At 44.8% G+C, this 26,747-nt stretch carries 24 protein-coding genes, 4 pseudogenes and 1 riboswitch; of the genes and pseudogenes, 26 read left to right on the top strand and 2 right to left on the bottom strand.

What is annotated here, in order from left to right; all coding sequences use genetic code 11:
- Positions 1–7: 7 nt before the first annotated feature.
- The 10 genes and pseudogenes from AB5642_RS07015 to AB5642_RS07060 form a co-directional block, all read left to right on the top strand.
- A complete protein-coding gene (locus tag AB5642_RS07015) occupies positions 8–388 on the top strand; it encodes a DUF4825 domain-containing protein (RefSeq protein WP_117854485.1) in 381 nt (126 codons plus the stop codon).
- Positions 389–544: 156 nt separating this feature from the next.
- The gene (locus AB5642_RS07020; protein ID WP_117854488.1) at positions 545–721 is read left to right on the top strand and encodes a helix-turn-helix domain-containing protein; all 177 of its coding nucleotides are present in this window, start codon (positions 545–547) and stop codon (positions 719–721) included.
- Positions 722–781: 60 nt separating this feature from the next.
- Positions 782–1,465, top strand: coding sequence for a response regulator transcription factor (locus AB5642_RS07025; protein ID WP_173719089.1), 684 nt, complete (start codon positions 782–784; stop codon positions 1,463–1,465).
- Positions 1,462–2,496, top strand: a complete 1,035-nt coding sequence (locus tag AB5642_RS07030) for a sensor histidine kinase (RefSeq protein ID WP_368371510.1) — start codon at positions 1,462–1,464, stop codon at positions 2,494–2,496. The genes AB5642_RS07025 and AB5642_RS07030 overlap by 4 nt, the downstream gene beginning before the upstream one ends.
- Positions 2,497–2,639: 143 nt before the next feature.
- Positions 2,640–3,305, top strand: coding sequence for an ABC transporter ATP-binding protein (locus AB5642_RS07035; protein WP_173719087.1), 666 nt, complete (start codon positions 2,640–2,642; stop codon positions 3,303–3,305).
- A gap of 14 nt (positions 3,306–3,319) precedes the next feature.
- Positions 3,320–5,836, top strand: a complete 2,517-nt coding sequence (locus AB5642_RS07040; protein WP_173719086.1) for an ABC transporter permease — start codon at positions 3,320–3,322, stop codon at positions 5,834–5,836.
- A gap of 448 nt (positions 5,837–6,284) precedes the next feature.
- On the top strand, positions 6,285–6,620 hold the full coding sequence (locus tag AB5642_RS07045) for a sigma factor (protein WP_330590286.1): 336 nt from the start codon (positions 6,285–6,287) through the stop codon (positions 6,618–6,620).
- A complete protein-coding gene (locus AB5642_RS07050) occupies positions 6,551–7,870 on the top strand; it encodes a hypothetical protein (RefSeq protein ID WP_173719085.1) in 1,320 nt (439 codons plus the stop codon). Before AB5642_RS07045 ends, AB5642_RS07050 begins: the two co-directional genes overlap by 70 nt.
- 142 nt (positions 7,871–8,012) lie before the next feature.
- Positions 8,013–8,342, top strand: a complete 330-nt coding sequence (locus AB5642_RS07055) for a cupin domain-containing protein (RefSeq protein ID WP_173719084.1) — start codon at positions 8,013–8,015, stop codon at positions 8,340–8,342.
- A gap of 61 nt (positions 8,343–8,403) precedes the next feature.
- Positions 8,404–8,559, top strand: a pseudogene (locus AB5642_RS07060) (LytTR family transcriptional regulator DNA-binding domain-containing protein); the annotation flags it as partial.
- 205 nt (positions 8,560–8,764) lie between these two features.
- Here the strand turns inward: AB5642_RS07060 and AB5642_RS07065 are convergent.
- A complete protein-coding gene (locus tag AB5642_RS07065; RefSeq protein WP_173719083.1) occupies positions 8,765–9,730 on the bottom strand; it encodes an AraC family transcriptional regulator in 966 nt (321 codons plus the stop codon).
- A gap of 225 nt (positions 9,731–9,955) precedes the next feature.
- Between AB5642_RS07065 and AB5642_RS07070 the strand changes: the two genes are divergently transcribed.
- The 14 genes and pseudogenes from AB5642_RS07070 (at position 9,956) to AB5642_RS07135 (ending at position 25,637) form a co-directional block, all read left to right on the top strand.
- Positions 9,956–10,537 carry an MptD family putative ECF transporter S component gene (locus AB5642_RS07070; RefSeq protein WP_173719082.1) on the top strand — a complete coding sequence of 194 codons (582 nt, stop codon included), beginning with the start codon at positions 9,956–9,958 and terminating at the stop codon, positions 10,535–10,537.
- Positions 10,537–11,274, top strand: a complete 738-nt coding sequence (locus AB5642_RS07075) for an energy-coupling factor transporter transmembrane component T (protein ID WP_173719081.1) — start codon at positions 10,537–10,539, stop codon at positions 11,272–11,274. The genes AB5642_RS07070 and AB5642_RS07075 overlap by 1 nt, the downstream gene beginning before the upstream one ends.
- 5 nt (positions 11,275–11,279) lie before the next feature.
- The gene (locus AB5642_RS07080) at positions 11,280–12,794 is read left to right on the top strand and encodes an ABC transporter ATP-binding protein (RefSeq protein ID WP_173719080.1); all 1,515 of its coding nucleotides are present in this window, start codon (positions 11,280–11,282) and stop codon (positions 12,792–12,794) included.
- A pseudogene (locus AB5642_RS07085) lies at positions 12,791–14,344 on the top strand (ABC transporter ATP-binding protein); the annotation flags it as partial. The gene AB5642_RS07080 and the pseudogene AB5642_RS07085, both read left to right, overlap by 4 nt.
- A 375-nt stretch (positions 14,345–14,719) precedes the next feature.
- Positions 14,720–15,319 carry a TetR/AcrR family transcriptional regulator gene (locus tag AB5642_RS07090; protein ID WP_173719079.1) on the top strand — a complete coding sequence of 200 codons (600 nt, stop codon included), beginning with the start codon at positions 14,720–14,722 and terminating at the stop codon, positions 15,317–15,319.
- 110 nt (positions 15,320–15,429) lie between these two features.
- Positions 15,430–17,202 carry an ABC transporter ATP-binding protein gene (locus tag AB5642_RS07095; protein ID WP_173719078.1) on the top strand — a complete coding sequence of 591 codons (1,773 nt, stop codon included), beginning with the start codon at positions 15,430–15,432 and terminating at the stop codon, positions 17,200–17,202.
- Position 17,203: 1 nt separating this feature from the next.
- Positions 17,204–18,937, top strand: coding sequence for an ABC transporter ATP-binding protein (locus AB5642_RS07100; RefSeq protein WP_004844974.1), 1,734 nt, complete (start codon positions 17,204–17,206; stop codon positions 18,935–18,937).
- 22 nt (positions 18,938–18,959) lie between these two features.
- Positions 18,960–19,775: a class I SAM-dependent methyltransferase gene (locus tag AB5642_RS07105; RefSeq protein WP_173719077.1), complete on the top strand. Its 816-nt coding sequence runs from the start codon at positions 18,960–18,962 to the stop codon at positions 19,773–19,775.
- Between the two features lie 24 nt (positions 19,776–19,799).
- On the top strand, positions 19,800–20,606 hold the full coding sequence (locus AB5642_RS07110; RefSeq protein WP_173719076.1) for a class I SAM-dependent methyltransferase: 807 nt from the start codon (positions 19,800–19,802) through the stop codon (positions 20,604–20,606).
- 472 nt (positions 20,607–21,078) lie between these two features.
- Positions 21,079–21,193, top strand: a riboswitch (FMN riboswitch).
- Positions 21,194–21,469: 276 nt separating this feature from the next.
- Positions 21,470–22,597, top strand: a complete 1,128-nt coding sequence (gene ribD / locus AB5642_RS07115) for a bifunctional diaminohydroxyphosphoribosylaminopyrimidine deaminase/5-amino-6-(5-phosphoribosylamino)uracil reductase RibD (protein ID WP_009243651.1) — start codon at positions 21,470–21,472, stop codon at positions 22,595–22,597.
- Positions 22,579–23,232: a riboflavin synthase gene (ribE, locus tag AB5642_RS07120; RefSeq protein WP_004844978.1), complete on the top strand. Its 654-nt coding sequence runs from the start codon at positions 22,579–22,581 to the stop codon at positions 23,230–23,232. The genes ribD and ribE (AB5642_RS07120) overlap by 19 nt, the downstream gene beginning before the upstream one ends.
- Positions 23,233–23,250: 18 nt before the next feature.
- Complete coding sequence (locus AB5642_RS07125; RefSeq protein WP_055230843.1) at positions 23,251–24,468, top strand: bifunctional 3,4-dihydroxy-2-butanone-4-phosphate synthase/GTP cyclohydrolase II; 1,218 nt, start codon at positions 23,251–23,253, stop codon at positions 24,466–24,468.
- Between the two features lie 29 nt (positions 24,469–24,497).
- Complete coding sequence (gene ribE / locus AB5642_RS07130) at positions 24,498–24,971, top strand: 6,7-dimethyl-8-ribityllumazine synthase (RefSeq protein WP_004844980.1); 474 nt, start codon at positions 24,498–24,500, stop codon at positions 24,969–24,971.
- A 15-nt stretch (positions 24,972–24,986) separates the two neighbouring features.
- Positions 24,987–25,637 (top strand): HAD family hydrolase, encoded by a 651-nt coding sequence (locus AB5642_RS07135; protein WP_004844981.1) that lies wholly within the window; start codon positions 24,987–24,989, stop codon positions 25,635–25,637.
- Positions 25,638–25,753: 116 nt separating this feature from the next.
- Here AB5642_RS07135 and AB5642_RS07140 read toward each other — a convergent pair.
- Positions 25,754–25,942: pseudogene (locus AB5642_RS07140) on the bottom strand (hypothetical protein); the annotation flags it as partial.
- Between the two features lie 40 nt (positions 25,943–25,982).
- Between AB5642_RS07140 and AB5642_RS07145 the strand changes: the two are divergent.
- The gene (locus AB5642_RS07145; RefSeq protein ID WP_179962580.1) at positions 25,983–26,189 is read left to right on the top strand and encodes a hypothetical protein; all 207 of its coding nucleotides are present in this window, start codon (positions 25,983–25,985) and stop codon (positions 26,187–26,189) included.
- A gap of 182 nt (positions 26,190–26,371) precedes the next feature.
- A pseudogene (locus AB5642_RS07150) lies at positions 26,372–26,747 on the top strand (cell filamentation protein Fic); the annotation flags it as partial.

Below are 26,747 nucleotides of genomic sequence, written 5' to 3' on the forward strand. Positions count from 1 at the left end.
ATGTTTTATGAAGAAAAAAGTACTTGCAATTATGTTAGTTACGGTATCAATAATGTTGATTTCGGCGTGCGGAAAAAAAGAAAAATTGTACGAAATTCCTGACCTGTCGCAGTATAAGACAGATTATGTAGGAGATTCTTCGAACGTTATAAATATTGTAAGTGGGCAAGAGTATCCGGAGGGATACTCATATGACAGTATAGAGATACAGTCTGAAACAGAGCCTTATGGATTAACCGTTTTTCTAAAAGATGAACCGTCTGCATCCAGGATTGAAGATGAATTGCAGGTTAATGCAGATATGACATTTGACTTGATTGGTAATTTGGAAACACTTGATTATAGAATTGCAGACAGCAAAGAAATCATTGCATCGTATGAACGGTAGAGCTATTGCTCTTCAACTTCAGGTTTGTAGAATTCAAAAAATTTAATATGAAATGTGAGATAGAGCGTATGGAAATAATCTATACGTTCTATTTTTTTTGCCTTTTTGAAAAAAGTGATTAAAAAACTATTGACATTTTATTACTGGAGGTGCGAAATGGACTATATGACATTGAAAGAGACCGCCGAAAAGTGGGGCGTGGCACCTCGTAGGGTAAATTATTATTGTGCTGGTGAGCGTGTCCCCGGCGCTGTGAAAATGGCCGGTGTTTGGCTGATACCAAGAGAAGCACAAAAACCACTCGATAAGAGATACAAAGGAAACAAGAAATAGTTTCTTGTGAGGTTTCTGTGACATTTGAATGCTACACTAAGAATGAAGGAGTGTGATACAATGCGAATTTTAGTAGTCGAGGATGACCGACTTTTGAATAATACCTTGTGCTATAACTTGGATGCTGCGGGCTATGTCGTGGACTCTGCATTGACAAAATCAGCAGCCAGTAATTTTCTAACTAAGCAGGACTATGACCTGATCGTGCTGGATGTAAACCTGCCAAATGGGAATGGCTTTGATTTCTGCGGTGAAGTAAAAGAGCGCCGGTCAGATACAGCGGTGATCTTCCTGACCGCAAATGATATGGAGAGTGATATGCTCAAAGGATATGAGCTGGGAGCTGAGGACTATGTGACCAAGCCTTTTCCCATGAGCGTCTTTCAAAAAAAGCTGTCCGTGGTATTGGGGTGGCTGGCGAAACAGAGTGGCGGAGATTGCTATGAGGATGGCGCACTATCCATCAATTTCTCAGAGATGACTGCTTCCCTGTCCGGTAAGCCGCTGGTGTTCACTCCGTTGGAATATCGGATGTTGAAAATCCTGACCAAAAATCCGCAGATTGTTTTGACTAGGCAGATGCTACTTGAAAAACTGTGGGATGCCGATGGAAACTTTGTGGATGAACACGCCCTGACCGCAGCCATCAGCCGGGTGAGAAACAAAATTGAAACGGAAGGCCGCCAGTACATTAAGACGGTGTACGGCATGGGCTATATGTGGATTGGAGGGACGCTGAAATGAATATACGAAAATTCTCCATCAACAAAGCCTGTATCCTTTTGGGAATACTCTTGCTGCTGGCAATTGGTGTGGTTTCTGCCGCTATTTATCTGCTGACCGAGAATATAACCGCTGTCGGGTATGTGTTCTTGTTCAGTGTCTTTGTGTTGCTTTGCGTCATCTGCTTTGTGACCCTGATCCGTCGGAAACTGGTCATGTTCTCCGATTCCTTTTGTGGTCAAATGGATGATATGCTCTCCGGGGATATTATGCAGCCGAAGCAGACGATTGAGGAAGAAAGCCTATTTTATAAAATCAACTACCGACTGGGGCGGTTGTACGAAGTCATGCAGGAAAATAAAAACAACATCGCAAAGGAACGAGCTGACCTGCAAGAGCTGATCTCTGATATTTCCCATCAAGTCAAGACCCCGATTGCCAACTTGAAGATAATCAACAACACGCTGCTTGAAAACGAGGTTCCTCCGCAGAAGCAAAAGGAATTTCTGACAGCCCAGGCTAGTCAGCTTGATAAGCTGGACTTTCTCATGCAGGCCATGATTAAAACTTCCCGCTTGGAAACTGGAGTCATTTCGTTGGATCAAAAACAGCAGCCGGTTTATGATACCCTTGCCACAGCCCTGGGCTGGATTTTGTTCAATGCTGAAAAGAAACAAATAGATGTACAGGTGGAATGTCCAGAGCATCTGGATGCGCGACACGATAGAAAATGGACAAGCGAAGCTCTGTTCAACATTCTGGATAACGCAGTGAAGTACACCCCGGCAGGCGGACAGATCCGTGTGTCTGTGGAAGGCTGGGAAATGTATGTAAAGATCAACATTGCCGACACCGGCATCGGCATCTCGGAGCAGCATCAGGGGACGATTTTCAAACGGTTTTACCGGGAAGATGCGGTACATGATGTGGAGGGGATTGGGATTGGTCTGTATCTGGCCCGTGAGATCATAACCTTGCAGGAAGGCTATATCCGGGTGGCATCAGAGATTGGGCAAGGCTCAACCTTTTCTGTTTTCCTGCTCCGAAAGTAGTACCGACATTCCCTCAAAATTGAAATGTCACAGACTTATGACATTTGGAACCGAATTTCTTATAAATTCTTTGTAGCTCGTGACATTTCTGTGAGGTTCGGTCTTTATGATAAAACCATCACAAAGAAAGGATGGTGTTCTATATGAGCATATTGCAGACAACAGATTTAAAAAAATATTACGGCACTGAGCCGAACATCACAAAAGCATTGGATGGCGTAACCCTCTCCATTGAGGAGGGAGAGTTTGTTGCCATCGTTGGTACTTCCGGCAGTGGTAAGTCCACCTTGCTGAATATGATGGGCGGTTTGGATACACCGACTTCCGGTAGCATTCAAGTAAAAGGAAAAGAACTCTCTGAATTCAAGGATGAACAGCTTACCATCTTCCGCAGACGTAACATCGGCTTTATCTTCCAGAACTACAATCTGGTGCCGGTGCTGAATGTCTACGAAAACATCGTGCTGCCTGTGGAACTGGACGGAAACAAGGTAGATAAGAAGTTTATGAAAGAAGTAGTGCAGATGCTGGGACTGGAGGATAAGCTAAACAATATGCCCAACAACCTCTCCGGCGGTCAGCAACAGCGTGTGGCAATTGCGCGTGCCCTTGTTTCCAAACCAGCCATTGTCTTGGCCGATGAACCGACCGGAAACCTTGACAGCAGGACAAGTAGTGATGTATTAGGACTTTTGAAAGTTACCAGCCAGAAATTCCATCAGACCATTGTGATGATTACTCATAACAATGAGATTGCCCAGCTTGCCGGCTGTATTATCCGTATTGAGGACGGCAGAATTTCCAAGTAAAGGAGGGCGAAAATATGACAGATATTTTATTTGGGAATAACAACAGACCTGTCCTGAAACTTCTGGCAAAGCGTTCTTTGAAAGCCCGGAGAAACACCATTGCTGTATTGGCGATTTTGCTTGCCACACTGCTTTTTACCAGCCTGTTTACAATTGCCATTAGCTTGCAGACTGCTATGCAGGAAAGTAATATGAGGACAACCGGCACTTCTGCCCATGCAGGTATCAAGCGTTTATCTTGGGAAGAATATGAACGGCTGTCATCGGATACAGGGGTGAAGGACAGCGGATACTCGATTATCATAGGAAATGCCGTGGGTGATAAGTTCAACAAGACACCCACGGAACTGCGATATAGTGATGAAACCTATGCAGAACTAACTTTTAACACCCCCGACACCGGATATCTGCCGGAACAGAAAAATGAGATTGCCACCAGCCGTATTGTTCTGGCAGCGATGGGATTACCTGATGAGGTTGGTACACAGATGGAACTGACCTTTATAACTGATACGGATACATTTAGCGATACCTTTACGCTTTGCGGCATTTGGGATGGGGATGCTGTGGCGTATCGTCAAACAATTCTATTATCCAAAGAATATACGGAACAGGTAGCTCCTGTCATCCACGGGGAAACGGACGGAACAACCCCACCTGTGGGAACCGGTTATATTGATGCTGTTATGATGATGCCTACGGCATGGAACATTGAAAAGCAGGCATTAGATGTGACTTCCAAATACGGTTTAGATGAACGGGTAAGTATTAACGACGCTTACCAAACGGCAACGGTCAGTTTTTCTTCCATGCTGCCCCTTGTAGCTGGTATTGCGGTTATCTTTATCGCAGGGTATCTTCTAATCTACAATGTGTTTTATATTTCTATCGCACAGGATATTCGGTTTTATGGAATGTTGAAAACACTGGGAACCACTGCAAGACAAATAAGAAAAATCGTTTATAGAAAAGCAATTAAGCTATCTCTTATGGGTATACCTATTGGTCTATTGTTGGGATGGCCAATTGGTCGATTGCTGCTGCCTGCGATTGTAAATATGCTGACGGATGATATAAGGGTCGTTACTACGGTAAATCCGTCGATTTTTTTGGTGGCGATTGTTTTTTCTATGATTACTGTTTTGATTAGCTGCCAAAAACCTGCTGCGATGGCAGCCAAGGTTTCCCCGATAGAGGCGCTACACTATGTCGAGCAGGCAGGAGGAAAAAAGAAAGACCGTCGCAGTAAACGTATAAGCACAGTTATGATGGCAAAAAGCAATCTTGGCCGCAATAAGAAAAAAGTAACGATTGTCACCTTGTCCTTTGCACTCAGCATCGTTCTTTTGAACAGTGTCTATACCTATGTAACTTCCTTTGATTTCGATAAGTTTGTGGCTGATTTTAGTCTTACGGATTTTACAGTGTCCGATACAACGGTAATCAACAGCTATGCCCCGTATAACACGGCGAATGTGAGCCAGGATTTCATTCGTGAGGCTGAAAGGTTGAATGGTCTTGAAGATATAGGCAATGTGTACCTGTGGACTTCCAAACAGCCGCTTTCCAAACATGATCTTACAAAGTTGCAGGAACTTGCAGTTTCTTCCCGTGATATAGCAAATGAGCTGGGAAATTATAGGGTTCGACAGGAACATGGTGTCAATGTGTACGGGTTAGACGACTTTCCGGCAGAGTATGTGCGGGTTTTGGATGGAGAGCTGAACATGGAAAAATGGAGAGCTGGAACCGGCGTGTATGTAACACCGCTGCGGATGATGAGTGACGGTTCTCTCTGTTTGTATCAACCGGGAGACAAGATCTGTGTGCAGCAGCTTGATGGAACAAACAAAATATATGATGTATTGGCTGTGGTAGATATACCGAAAGCGTTAGAAACACCTTTACAAGTAGATATGGGACTGGATTATATTTTCCCGACAAATGAGCTGCTGGGAAATATGGTATCCGCCGACCAGCCGGCCATGAAAACCATCTTCAATGTAGATAATGAATACCAGCTTGCCACGGAAAACTGGCTGAAAAACTACACTACAAATACGGACACAGCTTTGGATTATCTGTCAAAAGTGACACTGCGGCAGACTTTTGATGGGATGATTAACATGTACCGTCTTGTGGGAGGTGCTCTTTGTGCGATTCTGGCGTTGATTGACATACTGAACTTTATCAATTCCATGATGACCTCTATTTTGTCCAGATACAAAGAATTGGCCATGCTGCAATCGGTAGGTATGACCGGCCGACAAGTCAAACAGATGCTAATGATTGAGGGGATTGGGTATTCCGCATTGGGGCTTATATGTTCCCTGCTCATCTCTATCGTGGGGAGTCTGACAGTGGTTCGAATGATGGGGGCAGAATTAAGTTATTTTACATGGCATTTTACCCTGCTTCCTGTGTTCCTCTGTGTAATACCGTTAGTTCTCATTACCGCCTTTGTACCTTTGGTCTGCTATAACAAAATGGCACAGAAAACAGTTGTGGAACGGCTACGCATTGCTGAATAAGATACACAGACGAGAAACGGTCATCCGAAAGGGTGGCCGTTTTCAAATGTCACAAAATTGTGAGATTTCAGCTGATAAAAGGCACCTGTCTGTGACATTTCTGTGAGGATTATCAGTATAGAGCTAATTAATGAACCTCTATATTTTTTTATCATTTCCTTCATCGTCCGATGTTCCTTTCAAATCTGTGATCCACAGCATGACATCTTTCAATACGGAAGTATTTAATTCCTAATAAATAAACTTTTCTTCTCTTTGGTTTCGGATTAAATCAGTTTCCTTCAATATTGCAAGGTATATTATGTGTCAAGAACCAGTTACTTCAAAAAAACTGTTTTATTTTTAGAAAAAACTGTTTGGGGAGAACCGATTGATGTTCAAATGCATCTAATTGATGTAAAATAAAAAAACACGTGTATAAATGTCCGGACCAAAGGAGAAACAGGCTATGACAAAAAGTGCATTTATTAAGGAGGTCCACGATGCGGAAGCGATGCTGTATCATGTGGCCAAATCCATTTTAAAAAATGATGCAGATTGTTGTGATGCTGTTCAGGAAACGCTTCTCAAAGCATATGAAAAGCTGGATACATTAAAAAAAGAGAAATTTTTCCGAACCTGGATCACCCGAATACTAATTAATGAGTGTAACGGAATCATTCGCAAAAGAAAAAATATCATTTCGGTGACCACCTGTTATCCGGTGCGAAGATCGTGGCCCACCATCCGAACCTGTATGCCGTTTACCTTACCAACCACGGATGCGGTCCTGATACCCTTGTAAACCATATGTTCCGTGAAGAGATGGGGGATAAGCCGTACCTTCAGATTGAGGTGGATGAGCAGTATTCGGCAGTCGGTATTATTACCCGTATTGAGGCGTTCCTTAACAGTATCTCCCACAGACCGCCAGCCCAGATGCCAAAAGATTTTAACATCCTGGATGTGAAGATGAAGCCAGCCAATATTAAGTTCAAGCCGGATGAGGACAAGACACTTGTACTGCCGGATCTTGGTTACCACACTTGGTACTTGGAAAACTATTTTGAACAGTGCGGCTATAAAAAGAGAAAAACACTGCCAGACTATTCCCGTGAAGTATTGATGAAGGGACGTGCAGAGACCAACTCCAAGGAATATCTGCCGTTCCCAGTGATGTTAGGTCAGATTTTGACCTTGTTGGAAGAGACACCGAAAGAAGAGCAGAAGGATTTGCAGTTCTTGATCCCATTTAACGAGGGTGCAGATGCAGATGGACAGTATGCAAGAGCCGTCCGGACGGTACTGGACCGCAAGGGATATGAGCATGTGGACATTATCGCGCCGATCCTGGAGACACTTCCAGTGACCGCAGATGATCCGGAGCTTCTGATGAAGGCTCTGGTTTGCGGCGACATCCTTTACAGTGCCGATCCGCATATGCGGGATCAGTGTTACCGCTCTCTGCTTCCAGATGGCAGCCTCCATGAGTGGAAAGACCTGCGCCGCTGGGCGAAGGAGATCGGAGAAGAAAGTACCTCAGCCAAATCACTGGGATTAGTTGGAACCTCTGCCAGCCTGACCAGCTTAAATGAGGGAATCCTGGAGCAGCTGGAGTATGAAGGAATCCTGTGCCGCCGGGCACCGCTGTCTGAGATGATGCTGTTTCTGTGGAAAGAAGCCTCTGGCAATAAAAATGCGACAGAGTTTTTCCAGAAATTGGAAAAACAGCTGTTGGCAATCCATGAGCGCCTGGGAGATAGAAGCAGCTTCAGCCAAGACCTAAGTGGGCTTCAAAAACGTGCCGATGAGTATCTGTCAGACTACTCTGGTGCCAATGGACGATACCGTTATGCAAAAGCACTGGAACTGGGTGAGAACTGCAGCGGTATCCTGATGATGGCACCACGCTATGAAAACACTGCTATGGTGCTGAATATGAGAGGAATCCACGACCACTGCCAGGCACCAGTTTATGACCTGTCCCTGGATGGGGACTTCGACGAGGCAGGATGGGAGAAACTTAGATCCTTCTTGTATTATTGTGAAGTATAACAGGCACATTATGCTTAGTACAGCGAATATTAAGTAGCCACTATGTTGATTAATTTGACTTTTCATATACTGCGTCAATATAGCAGATACTTAATTTTCACTGTACTGGGTACAATATAAATTAAAAAAGGAGACATAAAAAATGACAGGAATTAAGAACATCAACAAAGCAGAAGTCATGGCTTTAAAAGAGCAGGTAGAATACCAGGACGGACAGGTAGTCAGCAAAACACTGGCGCAGAACGAACACGTAAGTGTTACTCTGTTTTCTTTTGACAAAGGCGAAGAGATCAGCACCCATAAATCCGGCGGGGATGCCTTCGTGACCTGTCTGGATGGTGTAGGAAAAGTAACTATTGACGGCGAGGAATATATCCTAAAAGAAGGCGACTCCATCGTCATGCCAGCAAAACATCCCCATGCGGTATATGGACAGGAACAGTTCAAGATGCTGCTGGTAGTAATTTTCTAAGGCTGGCAGTAAAAGAAACTTACTTTCGTTTCATTTTTTATAAGAGACAAGGTCATTTAGGACGCATTATAGTTACATTGTTAATTTGGGAAAAGTAGAAGGGTTAGAAAAAGGCGTACTACGGTTGAAATGCGGAATAGAACTGAATGTTTCAAGAGCAAAGAAAGAAGAGTTTACCGAGGCACTGTTTGAATATCTGATGGAAAGGAATGGTTGATCTGATGAGTTTGCTAAGTGATGCTTAGTACAAGAATGTGAAGAAAATGGAGAGAAGGTTTTAAAAGAACTCTCTGTAGAGGAAATCTATAATTATTACGAACAAGCAAATATCAAAGAGAAGGAGTGGATCAAACAATTAGTTTTTGAATGCCAAATTGTGAATGTGAAATGAGTAAAGCCGAGAGTATTAATCTATCTCGGCTTTAGTATTTTTCCAAATTTTTGAATCGTCGATATTCTAAGGGTGATAATCCAAGCTGTTTTTTAAATACAGCTGCAAATTTTCCTTGATTAGAATAGCCAACCTGTCCTGATATTTCGGCAATCGGACGCTTTGTGTTCGAAAGAAGCCTTGCGGCTTCGTTCATACGGATTTCCCGTAGCCAGGTGGATATATTCTGTCCATATACGCCTCGAAAATAATTCTTAAGGCTGGTTTCACTGACCGAAAATCGTTCTGCAATCTGCCTTATAGGGATGTGCTGGCGAAGATCATTAGAAAGAATTTGTGCTGCCCTTTTTGCAATTTCAACCTGCGTTTCCGTGTAGAAGCCGCAGGTTTTCGGAGGCCGGATTTCCATGTTAAAAAGCCGGTGGAGAAGTTCAAGCGTATAGATTTGCAAATGGAAGGCAGAGGGCTTTTCAGATAGCCGCCAGAGTTTTTGAAATATATTTTCCAGCTCACTGTCCGCTCCGTTGATATATGTCTTATGGTTGCCACAATAATTTTCTTCCAGCGTAGGGAGGTCAAGTGAAAAAGATTTCAAAAGTTCACCGCAGGACTGTAAAAGAAGTGGCAGGTCAAAGTATATTTTTATGCCCTGATATTGCCGTGTGGGAAAGATATATTCTTTCTGTGCGGTCTGTTCACTGACACAAAAATCATTTTCCTTCAGGTAAATGTAGGAGCCGTCATCCAGAAGCAATTCACTTCTGCCCGAAACGCAATAGTTAATCAGCAAAGGCTTTAGATTTGAATTTTCATCCGACTCCGGCCATACGGGAGCGTTTACAAAAATAAAAGCCAAAGTCAGCCCCGGAAAGAGCGTATGGAATGTCATGCGTCCCTTGCCATCTGCCCGATCCAAAAGCAATGTGCTGCTATTTGGACTGTTTTTCAAGGTTACACCAGAAACAGCATCGCTGTTTTCTAAAATGTTGTATATCATGTTACGCAACTGCTTCGCCCCTTTCATCACGCAAAATCGCTGATATTATTATACCTGCGAGAAAACTCCTGGTCAATGGATATTCTGGCAGAGCGAAAAAGCTCCTTGCTATACGGGCTTAAAATACCGATATGTGCATAGAAGCACAGCTGAATTTATGCTATCATTAGTGTTGGTTAGCAAGAACTAATCAAGACGAAAGTAATCATGTTAGGAGGTTTCGCAATGAACAACAAATTGCAAGGAAAGGATCTCATCAATATCGGTATTTTCACGGCGATTTATTTTATCGTCATTTTCGCTGCGGCGTCCATCGGTTTTATCCCGATTTTCATTCCGCTTATCAGCGTGGTCGTGCCGCTTGTGGGCGGTATTCCGATGATGTTGTTCTTCTCCAAAATTGAGAAATTCGGTATGCTTACCATCTGCGGAGTGCTGCTGGGTATCATTATGCTGCTGACCGGCATGGGCTGGTGGTGCATCCCTACCGGGCTGATCTTCGGGCTGATTTCCGATTTTATGATGAAAGCCTGTGACTACAAAAATGCCAAGCGTGAAGTGTTGATTCACGGCGTTTTTTCCATGTGGGTAATCGGCGCCTTTATTCCCATCGTTGTGACGCGTGACGCTTACTACCAGAACCTGCTCCCCGGTTACGGTCAGGAATATGCCGATACGCTTATGGCTTATATGCCCGACTGGATTTTGCCGGTATTGCTTATCGCTGCTTTCGTCAGCGGTCTTGTTGGCGGTCTGATTGGACGGAAGATTTTCAAAAAGCATTTTGAGCGGGCAGGAATTGTATAATGAGCCGCGAACTTCTTGCAAGTCAAAAAAACAATAGCGGAATTTTATTAGATCCCCGGACAAAACTGGCGGTACTGATTACCATAGCTGTCTTTATTTTAGGCGGTTCGTATGAAGGTATCATGCAGTATTACATCATCGTGTTGGCGGCGATCCCGCTGTTACTTTTGTCAGCGGCCAGAAAATGGAAAGGCGCTGTTCTCTATATCCTGATTTTTGGAGGCAGTCTGTGCCTGGAAATGTTCGGTCTGTCACGACTGGCTGGCGTAGCAAACTACATTGCAGTAGCCATTGTTGGCATTCTGCTGAGGTTCACCCCCAGCGTGGTCATGGGATATTTCGTGGTAACGACAACCACGGTCAGCGAATTTGTTGCGGCGATGGAACGGCTCCACCTGCCGCAGCAGATTACCATTCCTATGTCTGTGATGTTTCGCTTCTTTCCCACGGTTGCGGAAGAATGGAGCGCTATTGGGGACGCCATGCGGATGCGTGGCGTCCGCTTTGGTGGTGGAAAAGTCGGTGCGATTTTAGAGTATCGGATTGTCCCCATGATGATCTGCTCCGTCAAAATCGGAGAGGAACTGTCCCAGGCAGCCCTTACGCGGGGATTGGGAGGCCCGGTAAAACGGACGAATATCTGTAAGCTGGGTTTTCATGTGCAGGATGTTATTTTCCTGCTGATCTGTCTGGGAGCATTTGCAGCGCAAATCTATGTGCTTGCCGCAAGGGGGTGAAGGAAATGATTGAATGTCAAGATGTATCCTTTTCTTATCCTGCCAGTACCCTTCCCGACAGTGAGAGGCAGGCCGGTGGCGCTTTAAAACATATTTCCTGCACTATTGAGGACGGTTCTTTTGTCCTGCTCTGCGGGACTTCCGGCTGTGGGAAAACAACCATGACCCGGTTGTTTAACGGCTTGATCCCCCATTATCATGAGGGGACTTATACCGGCTCCGTCTATCTGGATGGAAAGGATACCTGTGACCTGTCACTGTTTGATATTTCTCTGAAAGTCGGTTCTGTATTTCAAAATCCGCGTTCTCAGTTTTTCAATGTGGACACGACCAGCGAACTGGCTTTCGGCTCAGAGAATCACGGCATAGCGGAAGATCTTGTGCGTGACCGTGTAAAGCGTGTAGCTGCACAGCTAAAGTTGGAGCCGCTGCTTGATAGAAGTATTTTTTCTTTGTCCGGCGGTGAAAAGCAAAAAATCGCCTGCGGATCGGCAGCGGCGATTGACCCGGATATTTATGTGCTTGATGAGCCATCATCCAACCTTGACGCATACGCTATCGCTGATTTTCGACAGCTACTCTTTACTTTGAAATCGCAGGGAAAGACCATCATCATCTCTGAACATCGGCTGTATTATCTGTCCGGCCTCTTTGACCGTGTCCTGTACCTAAAAGATGGAGAAATCGAAGGTGATTATACAGCAGAGGAATTTTGCGGCCTGTCGGCAAGACAGCGCGATGATATGGGATTGCGCCCTCTTGATCTTGCGGGGCTTTCAGAAGTTGAAGGCACGCCGCAGAGAATAAATGAGGCGGTTTGGACGATAAAGAATGTGTCCTTCGCCTATAAGCATGAGCCGGAAACCTTGCATATAACGGAAACCTCTTTCCCATCCGGCAGCGCCACGGCCATCATCGGACATAATGGTGCGGGAAAATCCACCTTTGCTCGGTGCCTCTGCGGGTTGGAAAAGCACTTCAAGGGAACGGTGCAGGATCAAAGCAAGAACTATTCCAGAAAAGAACGATTGAAACTCTGCTATATGGTCATGCAGGATGTAAACCACCAGCTCTTTACCGAAAGTGTTCTGGATGAAATTCTGCTCAGTATGAGAACCGAGGATAAACAGAAGGCAAGAGAAATCTTGCAGGAGATGGACTTGCTTTCCTTTGAGGACTGCCACCCGATGGGGCTGTCCGGCGGCCAAAAGCAGCGTGTGGCGGTTGCCTCTGCGATTGCTTCGGGGCGGCCTCTGATTTTATTTGATGAACCGACCAGCGGCCTTGACCTGTTTCACATGAGGCAGGTCGCTAATGTTGTCAATCAGGTGGCAAATGCCGGAAGAACCGCGCTTGTGGTAACGCATGACCCGGAATTTATTCTACGCTGTTGCAATTATGTCCTTCACTTAGAAAATGGGCAAATTCAGGAAAGTTATTCCATAGAGGACAGCGATGGCCGAAAACGCCTGCTAAAGTTTTTTCTGAGTGATATGAAGAAGGAGGTGTCCACAGAATGAAGGAGGAAAAGAAAGAGTCGCCCATAGGCGTCTTATGGGGATGGGGCAAACCCTATCACGGGAAATTCATTGGCAGTATTATCCTTGCGGTATTAGGCGTTGCCTGCCAGATGGTGCCCTATTTCTGCGTGGCGCATATTGTCACAATGATGTTGTCTGGGGAACAGAATTATTCCCGCTATGTGACCGCTGGTATTATTGCACTGTGCGGATACTTTGGGAAGGTGCTGTTTTCCTGTCTTTCTACAACGATTTCCCACACAGCGACCTATTACACGCTGCGCGATCTGCGGGAAAATATCACCGCAAAACTGGCCCGCGTCCCGATGGGGACGATTTTAGATACTCCGTCCGGCCAGTATAAAACGACGATTGTTGACCGGGTAGAAGGTATGGAGCCAACCTTCGCACACCTGATCCCGGAAATGACGGCAAATGTGCTGGTACCGCTTGTTATCGCCGTGTACCTGTTCCTTTTGGACTGGCGCATGGCGCTTCTGTCACTTGTTACGCTGGTGGTGGGCCTTGCTGTCATGTCTGCCGGCATGAAGAATTATCCCGTCAAATGGGAAGGCGCGGTTAAGGCAGGCAAGCAAATGGCAAATGTCATTGTAGAGTACATTGGTGGGATTGAGGTAGTCAAAGCGTTTAGTCAATCCGCCGGTTCCTACAAAAAATATTCTGACGCAGTAAACTATAACGCCAACTACTATGTGGACTGGATGAGAGAAAACCAAAAAACCATGAGCGCCTACAACGCCATTTTGCCATCGGTGTTGATTTGTGTGCTGCCCTGCGGCTTCGCGTTCTGGATCTCCGGCAGCCTGGAACTTTCCACTTTCCTGTCTATCGTAATTTTCTCGCTGGGACTGATTGGGCCGATTGTTGCAGCCTTTACCTTTACGGACGATTTGGCCGTATTAGGGACAAATGTGGAAGAAATCAGCCAGCTTTTGAACGCTGAAGAACTGAACCATAAGGATACGCCGGTCAAGCTGGAAGATACCGGCATTTCTCTTAGGTCTGTGTCTTTTTCCTATGACGGGACAACAGAGGTTTTGCATGGTGTGAGCCTGACCATCCGGCCCGGCACCATGACCGCCCTTGTGGGGCCGTCTGGCTCCGGCAAATCGACGGTGGCAAAGCTGATTGCCGGATATTGGGATGTTACATCCGGCAGCATTACCCTCGGCGGTCATGAGCTGAAGGATATACCGCTGTCTGAAATTGCAGATCAGATTTCCTATGTATCTCAGGACAACTACCTGTTTAACCGCAGTATCCGGGAAAATATCCGCATGGGAAGACCCAGCGCCACAGACGCGGAGGTGGAACAGGCCGCCGAACAAAGTGGTTGCGACGCCTTTATCCGCGGGCTGGACAATGGCTATGATACGGTTGTCGGCAGCGCCGGTTCCCACCTTTCCGGCGGGGAGCGCCAGCGTATTGCCATCGCCCGTGCCATGCTGAAAAATGCACCGGTTGTCATTTTGGACGAGGCAACTAGCAGCGTTGACCCGGAGAATGAGGACGAATTGCAGCGAGCTATCGAGGCACTGACTCATGATAAGACCAGCACTCATGAAATCGCCAGGTATCTGAAGATTACCGAAAAGGCAGTTTACAGGTGCATGGACAGGCTGAAAGAAAAAGTGAAGAAGATCTTCGAGTAATTCATGATAATCAAAAAGCAGGGTGTGAGAACAAACTCCACCCTGCTTATCATTTATTAGAAAAAAGGAAACTTTTGTCAAAACCAGTATTTAAAAATTTTATCAGTAATAAAGTGCAGAATGATGTTTGGATTGCAGTCTTTATGCAACTATTTCTTGTTGCTATTGACAAAACCTTTTTCAGAGATTAAAATTATAACAGCGTTATATAGCACTGTTATATAGGAGGTGTGCAAAATAAACGGAAATGGAATGACTTTAGAAAATATCCACCGGGCAGCGAAAGCGGAATTTTTAGAAAAAGGATATAAAGACGCTTCCCTGCGGAATATTGTGAAATCCGTGGGAATGACTACCGGAGCCTTTTACGGATATTACAAAAGTAAAGAAGAACTTTTTGAAGCCATCGTTGGTGAGCATTATGAATATATTCGCAACCGTTTTATAAAGGCACAGCAGGAGTTTGCTGAACTTCCAGCTGCCAGACAGCCGGAAGTCATGAGTGATATTTCGGGAATCTGCATGTACAATATTCTTCATTATGCGTATGAGCATTTAGAGGAATGTAAACTGATCCTTGTCTGTTCGGAAGGAACAAAATTTGCCGGGCTAATTGATGAAATGGTGGAGATTGAAGTGGAAGGGACTCATGCCTATCAGGAGGTTTTAAGGAAGCTTGGAAGGCCCTCTCCCCATATCGATCCTTCGCTGGAGCATATTCTGATCACCGGCATGTTTCATACTTTTTTTGAATTGATCATTCATGAAATGCCGCTAAAAGATGCCGAAAACTACGTTAGAGAAATGCGCGCCTTTTATACAGCAGGATGGATGAAAATTATGGGGCAGTAATGCCTTATAATTTTTGTTTGACAGTTAGCTACTGCTAACCTAAATTCGGATATTGTAAGAACATAGACGTGTTCTCTTTATCATAAACACAAAGAAAAGGAGGAATTTTTTTGAAAAAACAATCCAATTTATCACGCCTGCTGGAAATTGCAGGCAGCCATAAGTACCTGACCTATGCTTCCTGGGTGTTTTCTGCAATCAGTGCCCTGATTGCTCTGGTACCCTTCTATTACATCTGGAAAATGATCAAGGAAGTATTGGAGGTGGCACCGAATTTTGGCCAGGCACAGAACCTGACCGGTAATGGCTGGATGGCAGTATTGTTTGCGGTTATAGCGGTGCTTGTCTACATAGCAGGGCTGATGTGTTCCCATTTGGGAGCATTTCGTATCGCCACAAACCTGCGTATCCAGACCATGGAGCATATTGTTAAGCTTCCTCTTGGGTTTGCCGAGAGTTTTGGCAGCGGAAAACTGCGCAAGATTGTCAACGAATCCAGCGCAGCCACCGAAACCTATCTCGCCCATCAGCTTCCCGACAGAGCCAATGCCATTGCAACCCCCTGCGGTCTTTTGGTGCTGTTGTTCGTGTTTGACTGGAGACTGGGACTATTGAGTCTTGTTCCGGTTGTGCTGGGGTTTCTGATCATGATGGCAATGACCGGAAAGCAGATGCAGGAAAAGATGAAAGAATACCAGAATGCGCTGGATGATATGTCCAATGAAGCGGTAGAGTATGTCCGTGGGATTCCGGTGGTAAAAACCTTTGGCCAGACGATCTTTTCCTTTAAGAAGTTTAAAGACTCCATTGACCGGTATAAAGTATGGGTGATTGCTTATACCAGGCAGCTTCGGACACCGATGATGTTCTATACAGCTGCGATCAACGGCGTTTTTGCCACACTGATTGCCGGAGGACTGTTGCTTACGCAAGACGGTGTGACTTCCGGTTTCTTACTGGATCTTATTTTCTATATCATCATTACACCGGTTATTTCTGTCACACTGACACGCATTATGTTCCAAAGTGAAAACGCCATGATCGTAGACGACGCTTTACAGAGAATTGACAGCGTTTTGCATTTGAAGCCTCTGGAGGAAACGAAACATTCAAAGCATCCCCAAAACGCTTCCGTGGAACTGAAATCGGTTCATTTCAGCTATGATGGAGAAAAAGAAGTATTAAAAGATATTTCACTGACCATTCCTGCAGGACAGACGGTAGCTTTTGTAGGTCCATCCGGCGGTGGAAAAACAACCCTTGCCAACCTGATTTCCCGATTCTTTGATCCCCAGAGCGGAATGGTAAAAATCGGTGGTGTTAATGTGAAAGACATCCCGAAAGAGGAACTCATGAACACGGTGTCTTTCGTATTTCAGAACAGCCGTCTGATCAAGGCATCTATTCTGGAAAATGTGCGTATGGGAAAACCGGAAGCTACCCGTGAGGAAGTTCTGACTGCCCTTCATCACGCGCAATGCGATGATATTCTGGAAAAACTCCCACAGGGTGTGGATACGGTCATCGGTACAAAGGGTGTCTATCTTTCCGGCGGCGAGCAGCAACGAATTGCCATTGCCCGTGTGATGCTGAAAAATGCTCCGATTATCATTCTGGATGAAGCCACTGCCTTTGCTGACCCGGATAACGAAAGCCGCGTACAGGCTGCTTTCTCAAGACTTTCCGAGGGTAAGACAGTGATTATGATTGCCCACAGGCTTTCTACCGTAACAAATGTGGATCAGATTTTTGTCATTTGCGACGGACGGGTTGCCGAGTGCGGAAACAGTCGCGAATTGCTTGCAAAAGACGGTATATTCAGCCGTATGTGGAAAAATTACCAGACTTCCGTGCAATGGAAGGTAACAAAGGAGGTGCAGTAATATGATCAAAAAACTGCAGAAAAAATATGCCCTGTCTGAACAGGGAGCAAAAGACCTGATCAAAGGCTGCCTGGCCTGTGTCCTTCAGAATCTGTCTTTTATGTTTCCGGTGGGACTTTTATATTACCTGGTCAGCGATCTGATGAACGGGGGTGTTCCCGGCGGGAAAATTCCATTTTATGTGGCAGGCTGCGTGGTGTGTATTGGCTTGATTCTGCTGACCACTTTCTTTCAATACAATGCGACCTATTTTGCCACTTACAAAGAAAGCGGTATCCGCCGCATTACCCTGGCAGAACATCTGCGCAAAATCCCCCTTTCCTTTTTCGGGAAAAAGGATTTAGCCGATCTTACCAGTACCATTATGGCGGATTGCACCTTCCTGGAGCAGAGTTTTTCGCATTTTATCCCTGAGCTTGCGGGTTCGATCATTTCTACAGTTCTGATTTCCATTGGTCTGCTCTTTACGGACTGGAGAATGGCACTGGCTGCCTTATGGGTTCTGCCGGTTGCCTTTGCGATTGTGGGATTTTCCGCAAAGATTCAGGAAAATCTGAATCAGAAAGCCATGGATGTAAAGATGGCCTGCGCAGACGGGATACAGGAGTGCATTGAAACGGTTCGTGACCTGAAAGCGAACAATGCGGAGCAGGCATATTTAAAAGGTCTGGAAAAGAAGATCCGTGCCGTGGAGCATCGTTCCATCCTCAATGAATTCGGCCTTGCTGTTTTTGTGGTTTCCGCATCGCTGGTGCTGAAGCTTGGTATTGCAACGGTTGCGCTGGTGGGAGCTGTTTTGCTCATGCAAGGAAGCCTCTCCGTGCTTACATTCTTTATGTTCCTTCTGGTAGTATCCCGTTTATATGACCCTCTGCAGGGCGCACTCCAGAATCTTGCGGCAGTCATCAGTACACGAACCAATATTGCCCGTATGAATGAAATTCTCGATCATCCCATCCAGCAGGGCAGTGATAGGCTTTCCAATCAGGGGTATGATATTGTCTTTGACCATGTCGGGTTTGCCTATAATACCGGAGAAACTGTATTGAAAGATGTCTCCTTTACGGCAAAGCAGGGAGAGGTTACGGCTCTGGTGGGCCCGTCCGGCGGCGGAAAAACAACCGTATCCCGGCTGGCAGCAAGGTTCTGGGATATTAACAGAGGAAAGATTACCGTGGGAGGCATGGATGTATCCCGAATAGACCCGGAAACACTGCTTTCTCTGTATTCCATCGTATTCCAGGATGTTACGCTGTTTGACAATACGATTCTGGAAAATATCCGAATCGGAAACAAAGACGCCACAGATGAACAGGTCATTGCGGCTGCGAAACTTGCCAATGTAGATGAATTTGCAGAAAAATTACCAGATGGATGGCATACCAATATCGGGGAAAATGGCTGTGAACTTTCCGGCGGAGAGCGCCAGCGCATCTCTATTGCCCGTGCATTTCTGAAAAATGCGCCGATCATTCTTTTGGATGAAGCTACTGCTTCCCTGGATGTGGAGAATGAAACTCTGATACAGACAGCCCTTTCCCGTCTGATCGCAGATAAAACCGTTCTGGTTATCGCCCACAGGATGCGTACCGTAGCCGGAGCAGATAAGATCGTTGTCCTTTCTGATGGTACAGTTGCAGAAGAAGGATCACCAAAGGATCTGGAAGAAAAGAATGGTGTATATGCCCATATGGTAAAACTGCAGACAGAAAGCCAGAACTGGAAACTTGCGTGAAGAAGGAAAAGGAGGTAGTGCAATGAAAAGGAACCAATGGAAGCAGGAGAATATCCGCCTTGGCACCCACGGGGAAGACTATGGAAGCTGGATGTCCAATCCTGTCTTTTACATCATTGGCGGAATCGGAGTTTTGGCCGCTGTGCTGGCTGTCCTCTCTTTTTATGTATTTCATGTCGCTGTTCTCGGTGTGCTGTTTGCCATCATCACAATCGCACTTGTGGTTTTGCTGATCTGGATCACATGGATCAGGCGGCAGTATGCCTTTGGCGGTGGCAGAATCATGGAACAGGTTCACCGGGTTGTCCTCTCGCACCTAGACTATGACGGTGAGGGCAAGATTCTGGAAGTAGGTTGCGGCTCCGGAGCGCTGACAATCCGTGCGGCTCTGACATGGCCGAAAGCAAAAGTAATCGGTATTGATTATTGGGGCGCTGTGTACAATTACAGCAAGGCACTCTGCGAGAAAAATGCTGCAAGTGAGGGCGTGGCTTCCCGCTGTGTATTTCAGCACGGTGATGCGAAGCAGCTGGATTTTCCTGATGAGAGCTTTGATGTGGTCATCAGCAACTATGTCTATCACAATGTCATGGGTGCAGATATGCAGAAACTGCTGCTGGAAAGCCTGCGGGTATTGAAAAAAGGCGGCGTCTTTGCACTTAACGATGATATGAAACAAAAGATGTACGGTGACATGGAAGGTTTTGCGCAGAAACTGCGGGATATGGGGTATGAGGAAGTACGACTTGTTGATACCGCACAGGAAGCTTTTGGCGCCCACCGTCGGGCTGCCATGATGATGCTAGGTTCTTCCCGGTTGCTTGTCGGTAGAAAGTAATGTATCAAAACAGGAGGTTTGGCTATGTCCAAGTTAGGAGTCGTGGAGGATACACTGTTCGTCCCTATGCTGGGAAGAATTTATGCTAGTGAGCATTACCCGCAAATTTTATATGATAAAAAAGCATTGGAATTGAAAAAGAAGCTGCCTTCAGACTTGATTAAACAGAATATGCAGAGCCAGTATACCCTTTTGGCCTCTGCTTCCCGGTCTGCTAATATGGATCGGATTATTCGGACTTTTCTGGAACGCAGACCGGACGGTGTGATTGTCCAGTTGGGCTGTGGTCTGGAGACAACCTATCACCGATGTGATAACGGAAAGACACACTGGTATGCCGTGGATCTGCCTCATGTAATCGAATACCGGCGGGGACTTCTTCCCGAACCAGAGAGGGAATTATATATTTCCGGGGATGCCTTTGCAAAGGATTGGATCAAAAAAGTTCGCAATGATGTATTTGATGCTCCTATTCTCGTTACTGCAGGCGGGTTATTTCATTATTTTGAGGAACATAAGGTCATTGCCCTTCTGCGTATGATTGGGCAATTTGGAAATATGGAAGTTGTTTTTGATACGGTGAACAAAAGAGGAATGACCATGATGAAGAAAAAATATATGAAACAGGTCGGCCATGCCGATGCACAAATGTTCTTTTATGTGAATTCAGCGGAAGAACTGGCAGCAAAGATCGGGGGTAATGTGAAGGTGATTGCGGAGGAACCATACTATCGTTACATCCCTAAAAATGGCTTAAAGCTATCCACAAAGGTCAGTATGACAGTTTCTGATCAATTCAAGATGGTAAAGATGATACATCTAAAACTATAGTGGATATACAATATCAGAGAGAGAGAACTTTATCATTTTTTCGGACGCACTGATGAAACACCATCAAAAGCCGCTTTCTATCACCAGCGTGCAAAATTAAAAGATAATGCACTATGGGAACTTTTGCAAATCTTTAACCAGAAGCTTCAACCAACTCTATACAGAAACCGTTATCGTTTGGTTGCTTGTGACGGTTCTGTTGCTGATGAAGTCGATCCGGAACTTCTGGCAAAAGTATTGGCTAATCCAGAGATGTGGGCATTGCTCAATTCACTGGCGAAAACGATGAAGTAATGAAAAATAGTGAAAAAATAGTGTAATTTTAATGAAAAAACAATTCATAAAACGATATAATATATGGATAAAATGAGGATATTTATTGTGTATATGGATATTCTATCTCCATCAGTAAACTAAGTAAAATAAAAATTCTGCTTTACAAACAACAGATAAAGTATTAAAATAAACAAAAAGATATCTTCAGGGCAGGGTGAGATTCCCTACCGGCGGTAAAGCCCGCGAGCCGAGAGGCATGATCCGGTGAGATTCCGGGGCCGACAGTACAGTCTGGATGGAAGAAGATGATAGTACAGTTGATTTTTTGTATGAATGAATGTAGTATCAGAGCTCTGAGATGGTGATCCATTTCAGAGCTTTTTATATAGGAAAATCAGACATTCATTTATCAATCATATGTAACAGATCAATTCCACCCTGCAGATATTTCTGCAGGCTTTTTTTGTATCTGGTACATCGTTTTCGAAATAACTATACCATTCACTTGTCTGTGAATCCGATTGCACATGTTTAAAAGCCTCGGCGTAGCCCAGGCAAAGAACAGGAATAAGAAAGAAGGAATAGAAATGACGGATCAGGAATATATGCTTCGGGCTATTCAACTGGCCAAAAAAGGAGAAGGCTGGACGAATCCCAATCCTATGGTAGGGGCAGTGATCGTAAAAGACGGAAAGATCATCGGGGAAGGCTATCATAAAAAGTATGGAGAACTTCACGCGGAACGTAATGCAATTGCTTCTCTTACAGAATCAGCAGAAGGTGCGGTGATTTATGTCACGTTGGAGCCTTGCTGTCATCATGGTAAAACACCTCCATGTACGGAAGCGATCATTGAACAGAAGATCAGAAAAGTGGTGATCGGTTCCAGAGATCCGAATCCGAAAGTGGCAGGAAAAGGTGTACAGATGTTAAGGGAAGCCGGTGTAACAGTAGTTGAAGATTTTATGAGAGAAGAATGTGATCAGCTGAACCCGGTGTTTTTCCATTATATTACTACGAAGACCCCTTATGTGGTAATGAAGTATGCCATGACACTGGATGGGAAGATCGCAACGAAAACAGGAGCATCAAAATGGATCACCGGAGAATCTGCACGAAAAGAAGTACAGCATATGCGGCATCAGTACATGGGAATCATGGCTGGTATTGGAACTGTGCTTGCAGATGATCCGATGTTAAACGTCCGGGTAGAAGGCTGGAAAAGTCCTGTCAGGATTGTGTGTGACAGTAAGCTCAGGATCCCGCCGGGCAGTCAGATTGTAAAAAGTGCGGAAAAGTACCGGACGATCGTGGCTTATGCAGAACAGAAAAATGCAAAAGAGAAAATAAAAATATTACATACCATGGGAGTTGAAACCATTTACTGTCCCGACGAAAAGAATCAGATAGACCTTAAGAAGCTGATGGCAGATCTTGGAAACAGAGGCATTGACAGCATCCTCCTGGAGGGAGGAGGTACGTTAAATGACAGTGCACTGCGAGCTGGAATTGTAAAGGAAGTACAGGCTTTTGTGGCACCAAAGCTGTTTGGCGGTGTGGCTGGGAAGACACCGGTAGAGGGTATTGGAGTTGAACTGCCGTCTGAAGCAGTGGAACTGAAATATACAGATATCTGTCAGATCGGTGAGGATATCCGGATAAAATGTCAGGTGTGTGATAAAAAACAGGAGGAATCATGTTTACAGGAATCGTAGAAGAGAAAGGAAAAGTCCGTTATATACAGCTGACAGGGGAATCAGGGATCCTGGCAGTGAAAGCCCGGAAAGTCCTGGAAGGGACAAGGATCGGTGACAGTATCGCTGTGAATGGTGTGTGTCTGACAGTTACGTCGATTCAGCCGGACGGATTTACTGCCGATGTGATGGCAGAGACGATCAGAAGAAGCAGTCTTGGCAGCTGCAAGGCCGGAAGCCAGGTAAACCTGGAACGTGCAATGGCTGCAGACGGTAGGTTCGGGGGACACATAGTAAGCGGCCATATTGATGGGACTGGCGTGATACGTTCCATGCTCCGGGAAGAAAATGCCATCTGGGTATCAATTGAGACATCGCCACAGATTTTGCATCTGATCGTGGAAAAAGGATCCGTCTGTATTGATGGGATCAGCCTGACAGTTGCAAGGGTTGATGAAGCTGGTTTTCAGGTGTCGGTCATTCCACATACAGGAGAAGAAACCACTCTTTTGGAAAAGGTGCCGGGGGATCTGGTTAATCTGGAAAATGATGTGATCGGAAAATACGTAGAAAAACTGCTTGGCATCAGAAAAAACGAAGAAGAGAAAAAAGAATCCGGAATTACGATGGAGTTTCTTGAAGAATTCGGGTTTTAGAACAGGAGGATATACACTATGTCACAAAATTATCAGTACAACACAATTGAAGAAGCACTTAGGGATCTTAAGGAAGGAAAAATAGTTCTGGTCACAGATGATCCGGACAGAGAAAATGAGGGAGATCTGATATGTGCGGCAGAGTTTGCGACCAGGGAAAATATTAATTTCATGGCGACCTATGCAAAGGGTCTTATCTGTACACCGATGAGTGCAGAAATTGCGGCGAGATTGAACTTTCCGCCGATGGTTGCGGAGAACACGGACAATCACAGTACAGCATTTACCGTGGCAGTAGATCACGCAGATACAACCACAGGTATCTCTGCGGAAGAGCGCTCCTATACTATCATGAAGTGTGTGGATGATCAGTCAAAACCGGAGGATTTCAGAAGACCGGGACATGTGTTTCCGCTTATTTCCAGAAAAGGCGGGGTTTTGGTACGAAATGGCCATACAGAGGCAACAACAGATCTTATGAGACTTGCCGGACTGAAAGAATGCGGCGTGTGCTGTGAAGTTATGAAAGAAGATGGAACTATGATGCGTACATCACAGCTATGGGAAATGGCAAAAGAGCATAACCTTACATTTATTACGATCCGTGATCTGCAGGATTATATAAGAATACATGAAAAGCATGTAAAGGAGGAAGCCGTTGCAAACCTCCCAACGCAGTACGGTGATTTTAAAATGTATGGTTATATCAATGATATTACAGGAGAGCATCATCTGGCACTGGTAAAAGGTGATCTGGGAGATGGTGAGGATGTGCTTTGCCGGGTACATTCGGAGTGTCTGACAGGGGATGCATTCGGATCGCTCAGATGTGACTGTGGCCTGCAGCTGCAGACAGCGATGCGCCAGGTAGAAGCAGAAGGCCGAGGAATTATTCTGTATATGAGACAAGAAGGCCGAGGAATCGGACTGATCAATAAGATCAAAGCATATGCGCTTCAGGAGCAGGGATACGATACTGTGGAGGCTAATGTGAAGTTAGGGTTTGCACCGGATCTCAGAGAGTACTGGGTCGGGGCACAGATACTGTCAGACCTTGGTGTGAAATCATTAAGATTACTGACAAATAATCCGGATAAAGTCTATGGACTTGGCGAATTCGGACTGAAGATCAATGAGAGAGTACCTCTGGAGATTCCGGCACAAAAGTATGACCGGAAGTATATGAAGACGAAGCAGGAAAAGATGGGTCATATTTTTAAAGAAATAAATTTATAAAAAACAGCAAATATCAGGAGGAAGAAAAAATGAGACAGATCAATTTAGTAGAAGGAAAAGTAGTAGCACCGGAGGGAATGAAGGTTGGTATCGTGGCAGCGAGATTCAATGAAATTATTGTGAATAAATTATTGGGAGGGGCAGTCGACGGACTGGTAAGACATGGAGTAGAAGAAGAGAACATTACTGCAGCATGGGTACCGGGAGCATTTGAGATTCCGATTACAGCACAGAAGATGGCACAGTCAGGAAAATATGATGCAATTATCTGCGTTGGAGCTGTCATCCGTGGAGATACTTCACATTATGATCTGGTGTGTAATGAATCTGCCAAGGGAATCGCACAGGTTGAACTTGCAACAGGAATCCCGGTTTTATTCGGAGTGATCACGACTGAAAATATCGAGCAGGCTATTGCGCGTGCAGGAAGCAAAGCGGGAAATAAAGGCTATGATTGTGCATTATCTGCGATTGAGATGGTCAATCTGATGAAGCAGCTCTAAAAGACAGGAAAATAAATGATGACAAAAACGATCATATTCGATTATGATGGAACGATCCATCATACCCTTGGAATCTATGAACCGGCATTTCGTGAAACCTATCAGTGGCTGACAGAACAGAAGGTTACCGAAGAACGGGAGATAGGCTCGGTGGAAATTGCCGGCTGGCTGGGACTTAACAGTAAGGAGATGTGGAATACATTTTTGCCGGAACTGGATCAGAGCTATAAAGAGCAGGCAAGCAGGATGGTAGGAGATCTGATGGTAAGACAGATCAGGAAACATAAGGCAGTGTGGTATCCGGGAGCAGAGGAGATGCTAACAGCTTTGAAGAACCGGGGATATCACCTTGTGATCTTAAGTAACTGTAAAGCTTCATATCGTGAGGCACACTGGAAGGAATTTGGGATGGAACGATGGTTTGATCGTTTTTATGACTGTGAATCATACAGATTCCGTCCAAAGACAGAAATTGTGCAGGAAATCATCCGGGAATATAGTGGCCCTTATCTGGTAGTCGGAGACAGGAGACAGGATCTGGAATGTGCCAGGTCCTGCAAAAGCCCTTTTATAGGATGCCTGTATGGATATGGTGAGAAAGGGGAACTGAATGGGGCTGATTATTATGCAGAACATATAGAGGATATACTGCAGATGGTGATATGATTTTTGCAATATAAAATCTGAAGGAAAAAAGTTAAAAATAAGTACTTCTGTAAAATAAAAGGATATAGAAAATTTGCAACAACTTGTTGCAAATTCTGAGGCGGGGATGATTTTAGGATAGTCATAGTGATAGAGGTAATCCACTTTTCTAACCCCATCTGTACAGTAAAGTTCTCAAGTCCAGTTGTACAAAGCGCTACTGCACGGGGAACCAGATGGAATGCATCTCCACTTCCTAAAAGAACTGCCATAATTCCAAACATGGTAAACTGTCGGTTTCCTTTGCCTTTGCGGATCATTTATAGATTTTACTGTGGAAGATTTTGCATAAAGTGTTTTCCGTGCTTGTGTGTACCATTATCTGATATCAAAGCAGTACAGGGTGATTCCGGCCATGCACAGGTCAATATGATTACGGATGCGTACTCTCAAATTCCGGATGATGACCAAAGGAAAAATGCAGAGCTTTTTAAAGAAGCATTTTATGAGAAAAAGAATCTGAATCCAGAGAGGCGGGCGTTGCTCAATTCGTTGGCGAAAACGATGAAGTAATGAAAAATAGTGAAAAAATAGTGTAATTTTAATGAAAAAACAATCCATAAAACGATATAATATATGGATGAAATGAGGATATTTATTGTGTATATGGATATTCTATCTCCATCAAATCTATTGAAATCTCCATCATTTGTTGATAGAATGATGGAAATAAATCTGAAGTGAAGGAGATTCCTATGAGAGACTTTGATTTTATTGTAAGTCCTGAAAAATTGTTAACACCTGAAATTGTTCAGATGGTTAGCAGCATTCATGAACATAAAGGCAAACAGGAATTATTTCTCGAAGCCAATGTAGATGAATTGAAAACACTCTTAGAAGTTGCATTGGTTCAGAGTACGGGAGCATCCAACCGAATCGAAGGTATATTTACAAGCGATAAGCGTTTGGAAGAATTGGTAAGTCAAAAAGCAGAACCCCGCAACCGATCTGAGCAGGAAATTGCTGGTTATCGTGAAGTACTTTCCACAATTTACGAAGGTTATGAATATATCAACCCAAGACCGAACATTATTTTGCAGTTACATCGAGATCTGTACTCCTATTCACAGG

This window comes from Ruminococcus sp. 1001136sp1_2201st1_G3_2201SCRN_220225, from assembly GCF_040924365.1.
Lineage (GTDB): Bacteria > Bacillota > Clostridia > Lachnospirales > Lachnospiraceae > Blautia_A > Blautia_A faecis.

Bases quoted from the DNA above. Each gene is read 5' to 3' on its own strand.
- AB5642_RS07015 (WP_117854485.1), top strand. From the start codon at position 8: ATGAAGAAAAAAGTACTTGCAATTATGTTAGTTACGGTATCAATAATG.
- AB5642_RS07020 (WP_117854488.1), top strand. From the start codon at position 545: ATGGACTATATGACATTGAAAGAGACCGCCGAAAAGTGGGGCGTGGCA.
- AB5642_RS07025 (WP_173719089.1), top strand. From the start codon at position 782: ATGCGAATTTTAGTAGTCGAGGATGACCGACTTTTGAATAATACCTTG.
- AB5642_RS07030 (WP_368371510.1), top strand. From the start codon at position 1,462: ATGAATATACGAAAATTCTCCATCAACAAAGCCTGTATCCTTTTGGGA.
- AB5642_RS07035 (WP_173719087.1), top strand. From the start codon at position 2,640: ATGAGCATATTGCAGACAACAGATTTAAAAAAATATTACGGCACTGAG.
- AB5642_RS07040 (WP_173719086.1), top strand. From the start codon at position 3,320: ATGACAGATATTTTATTTGGGAATAACAACAGACCTGTCCTGAAACTT.
- AB5642_RS07045 (WP_330590286.1), top strand. From the start codon at position 6,285: ATGACAAAAAGTGCATTTATTAAGGAGGTCCACGATGCGGAAGCGATG.
- AB5642_RS07055 (WP_173719084.1), top strand. From the start codon at position 8,013: ATGACAGGAATTAAGAACATCAACAAAGCAGAAGTCATGGCTTTAAAA.
- AB5642_RS07065 (WP_173719083.1), bottom strand. From the start codon at position 9,730: ATGATATACAACATTTTAGAAAACAGCGATGCTGTTTCTGGTGTAACC.
- AB5642_RS07070 (WP_173719082.1), top strand. From the start codon at position 9,956: ATGAACAACAAATTGCAAGGAAAGGATCTCATCAATATCGGTATTTTC.
- AB5642_RS07075 (WP_173719081.1), top strand. From the start codon at position 10,537: ATGAGCCGCGAACTTCTTGCAAGTCAAAAAAACAATAGCGGAATTTTA.
- AB5642_RS07080 (WP_173719080.1), top strand. From the start codon at position 11,280: ATGATTGAATGTCAAGATGTATCCTTTTCTTATCCTGCCAGTACCCTT.
- AB5642_RS07090 (WP_173719079.1), top strand. From the start codon at position 14,720: ATGACTTTAGAAAATATCCACCGGGCAGCGAAAGCGGAATTTTTAGAA.
- AB5642_RS07100 (WP_004844974.1), top strand. From the start codon at position 17,204: ATGATCAAAAAACTGCAGAAAAAATATGCCCTGTCTGAACAGGGAGCA.
- AB5642_RS07105 (WP_173719077.1), top strand. From the start codon at position 18,960: ATGAAAAGGAACCAATGGAAGCAGGAGAATATCCGCCTTGGCACCCAC.
- AB5642_RS07110 (WP_173719076.1), top strand. From the start codon at position 19,800: ATGTCCAAGTTAGGAGTCGTGGAGGATACACTGTTCGTCCCTATGCTG.
- ribD (WP_009243651.1), top strand. From the start codon at position 21,470: ATGACGGATCAGGAATATATGCTTCGGGCTATTCAACTGGCCAAAAAA.
- ribE (WP_004844978.1), top strand. From the start codon at position 22,579: ATGTTTACAGGAATCGTAGAAGAGAAAGGAAAAGTCCGTTATATACAG.
- AB5642_RS07125 (WP_055230843.1), top strand. From the start codon at position 23,251: ATGTCACAAAATTATCAGTACAACACAATTGAAGAAGCACTTAGGGAT.
- ribE (WP_004844980.1), top strand. From the start codon at position 24,498: ATGAGACAGATCAATTTAGTAGAAGGAAAAGTAGTAGCACCGGAGGGA.
- AB5642_RS07135 (WP_004844981.1), top strand. From the start codon at position 24,987: ATGATGACAAAAACGATCATATTCGATTATGATGGAACGATCCATCAT.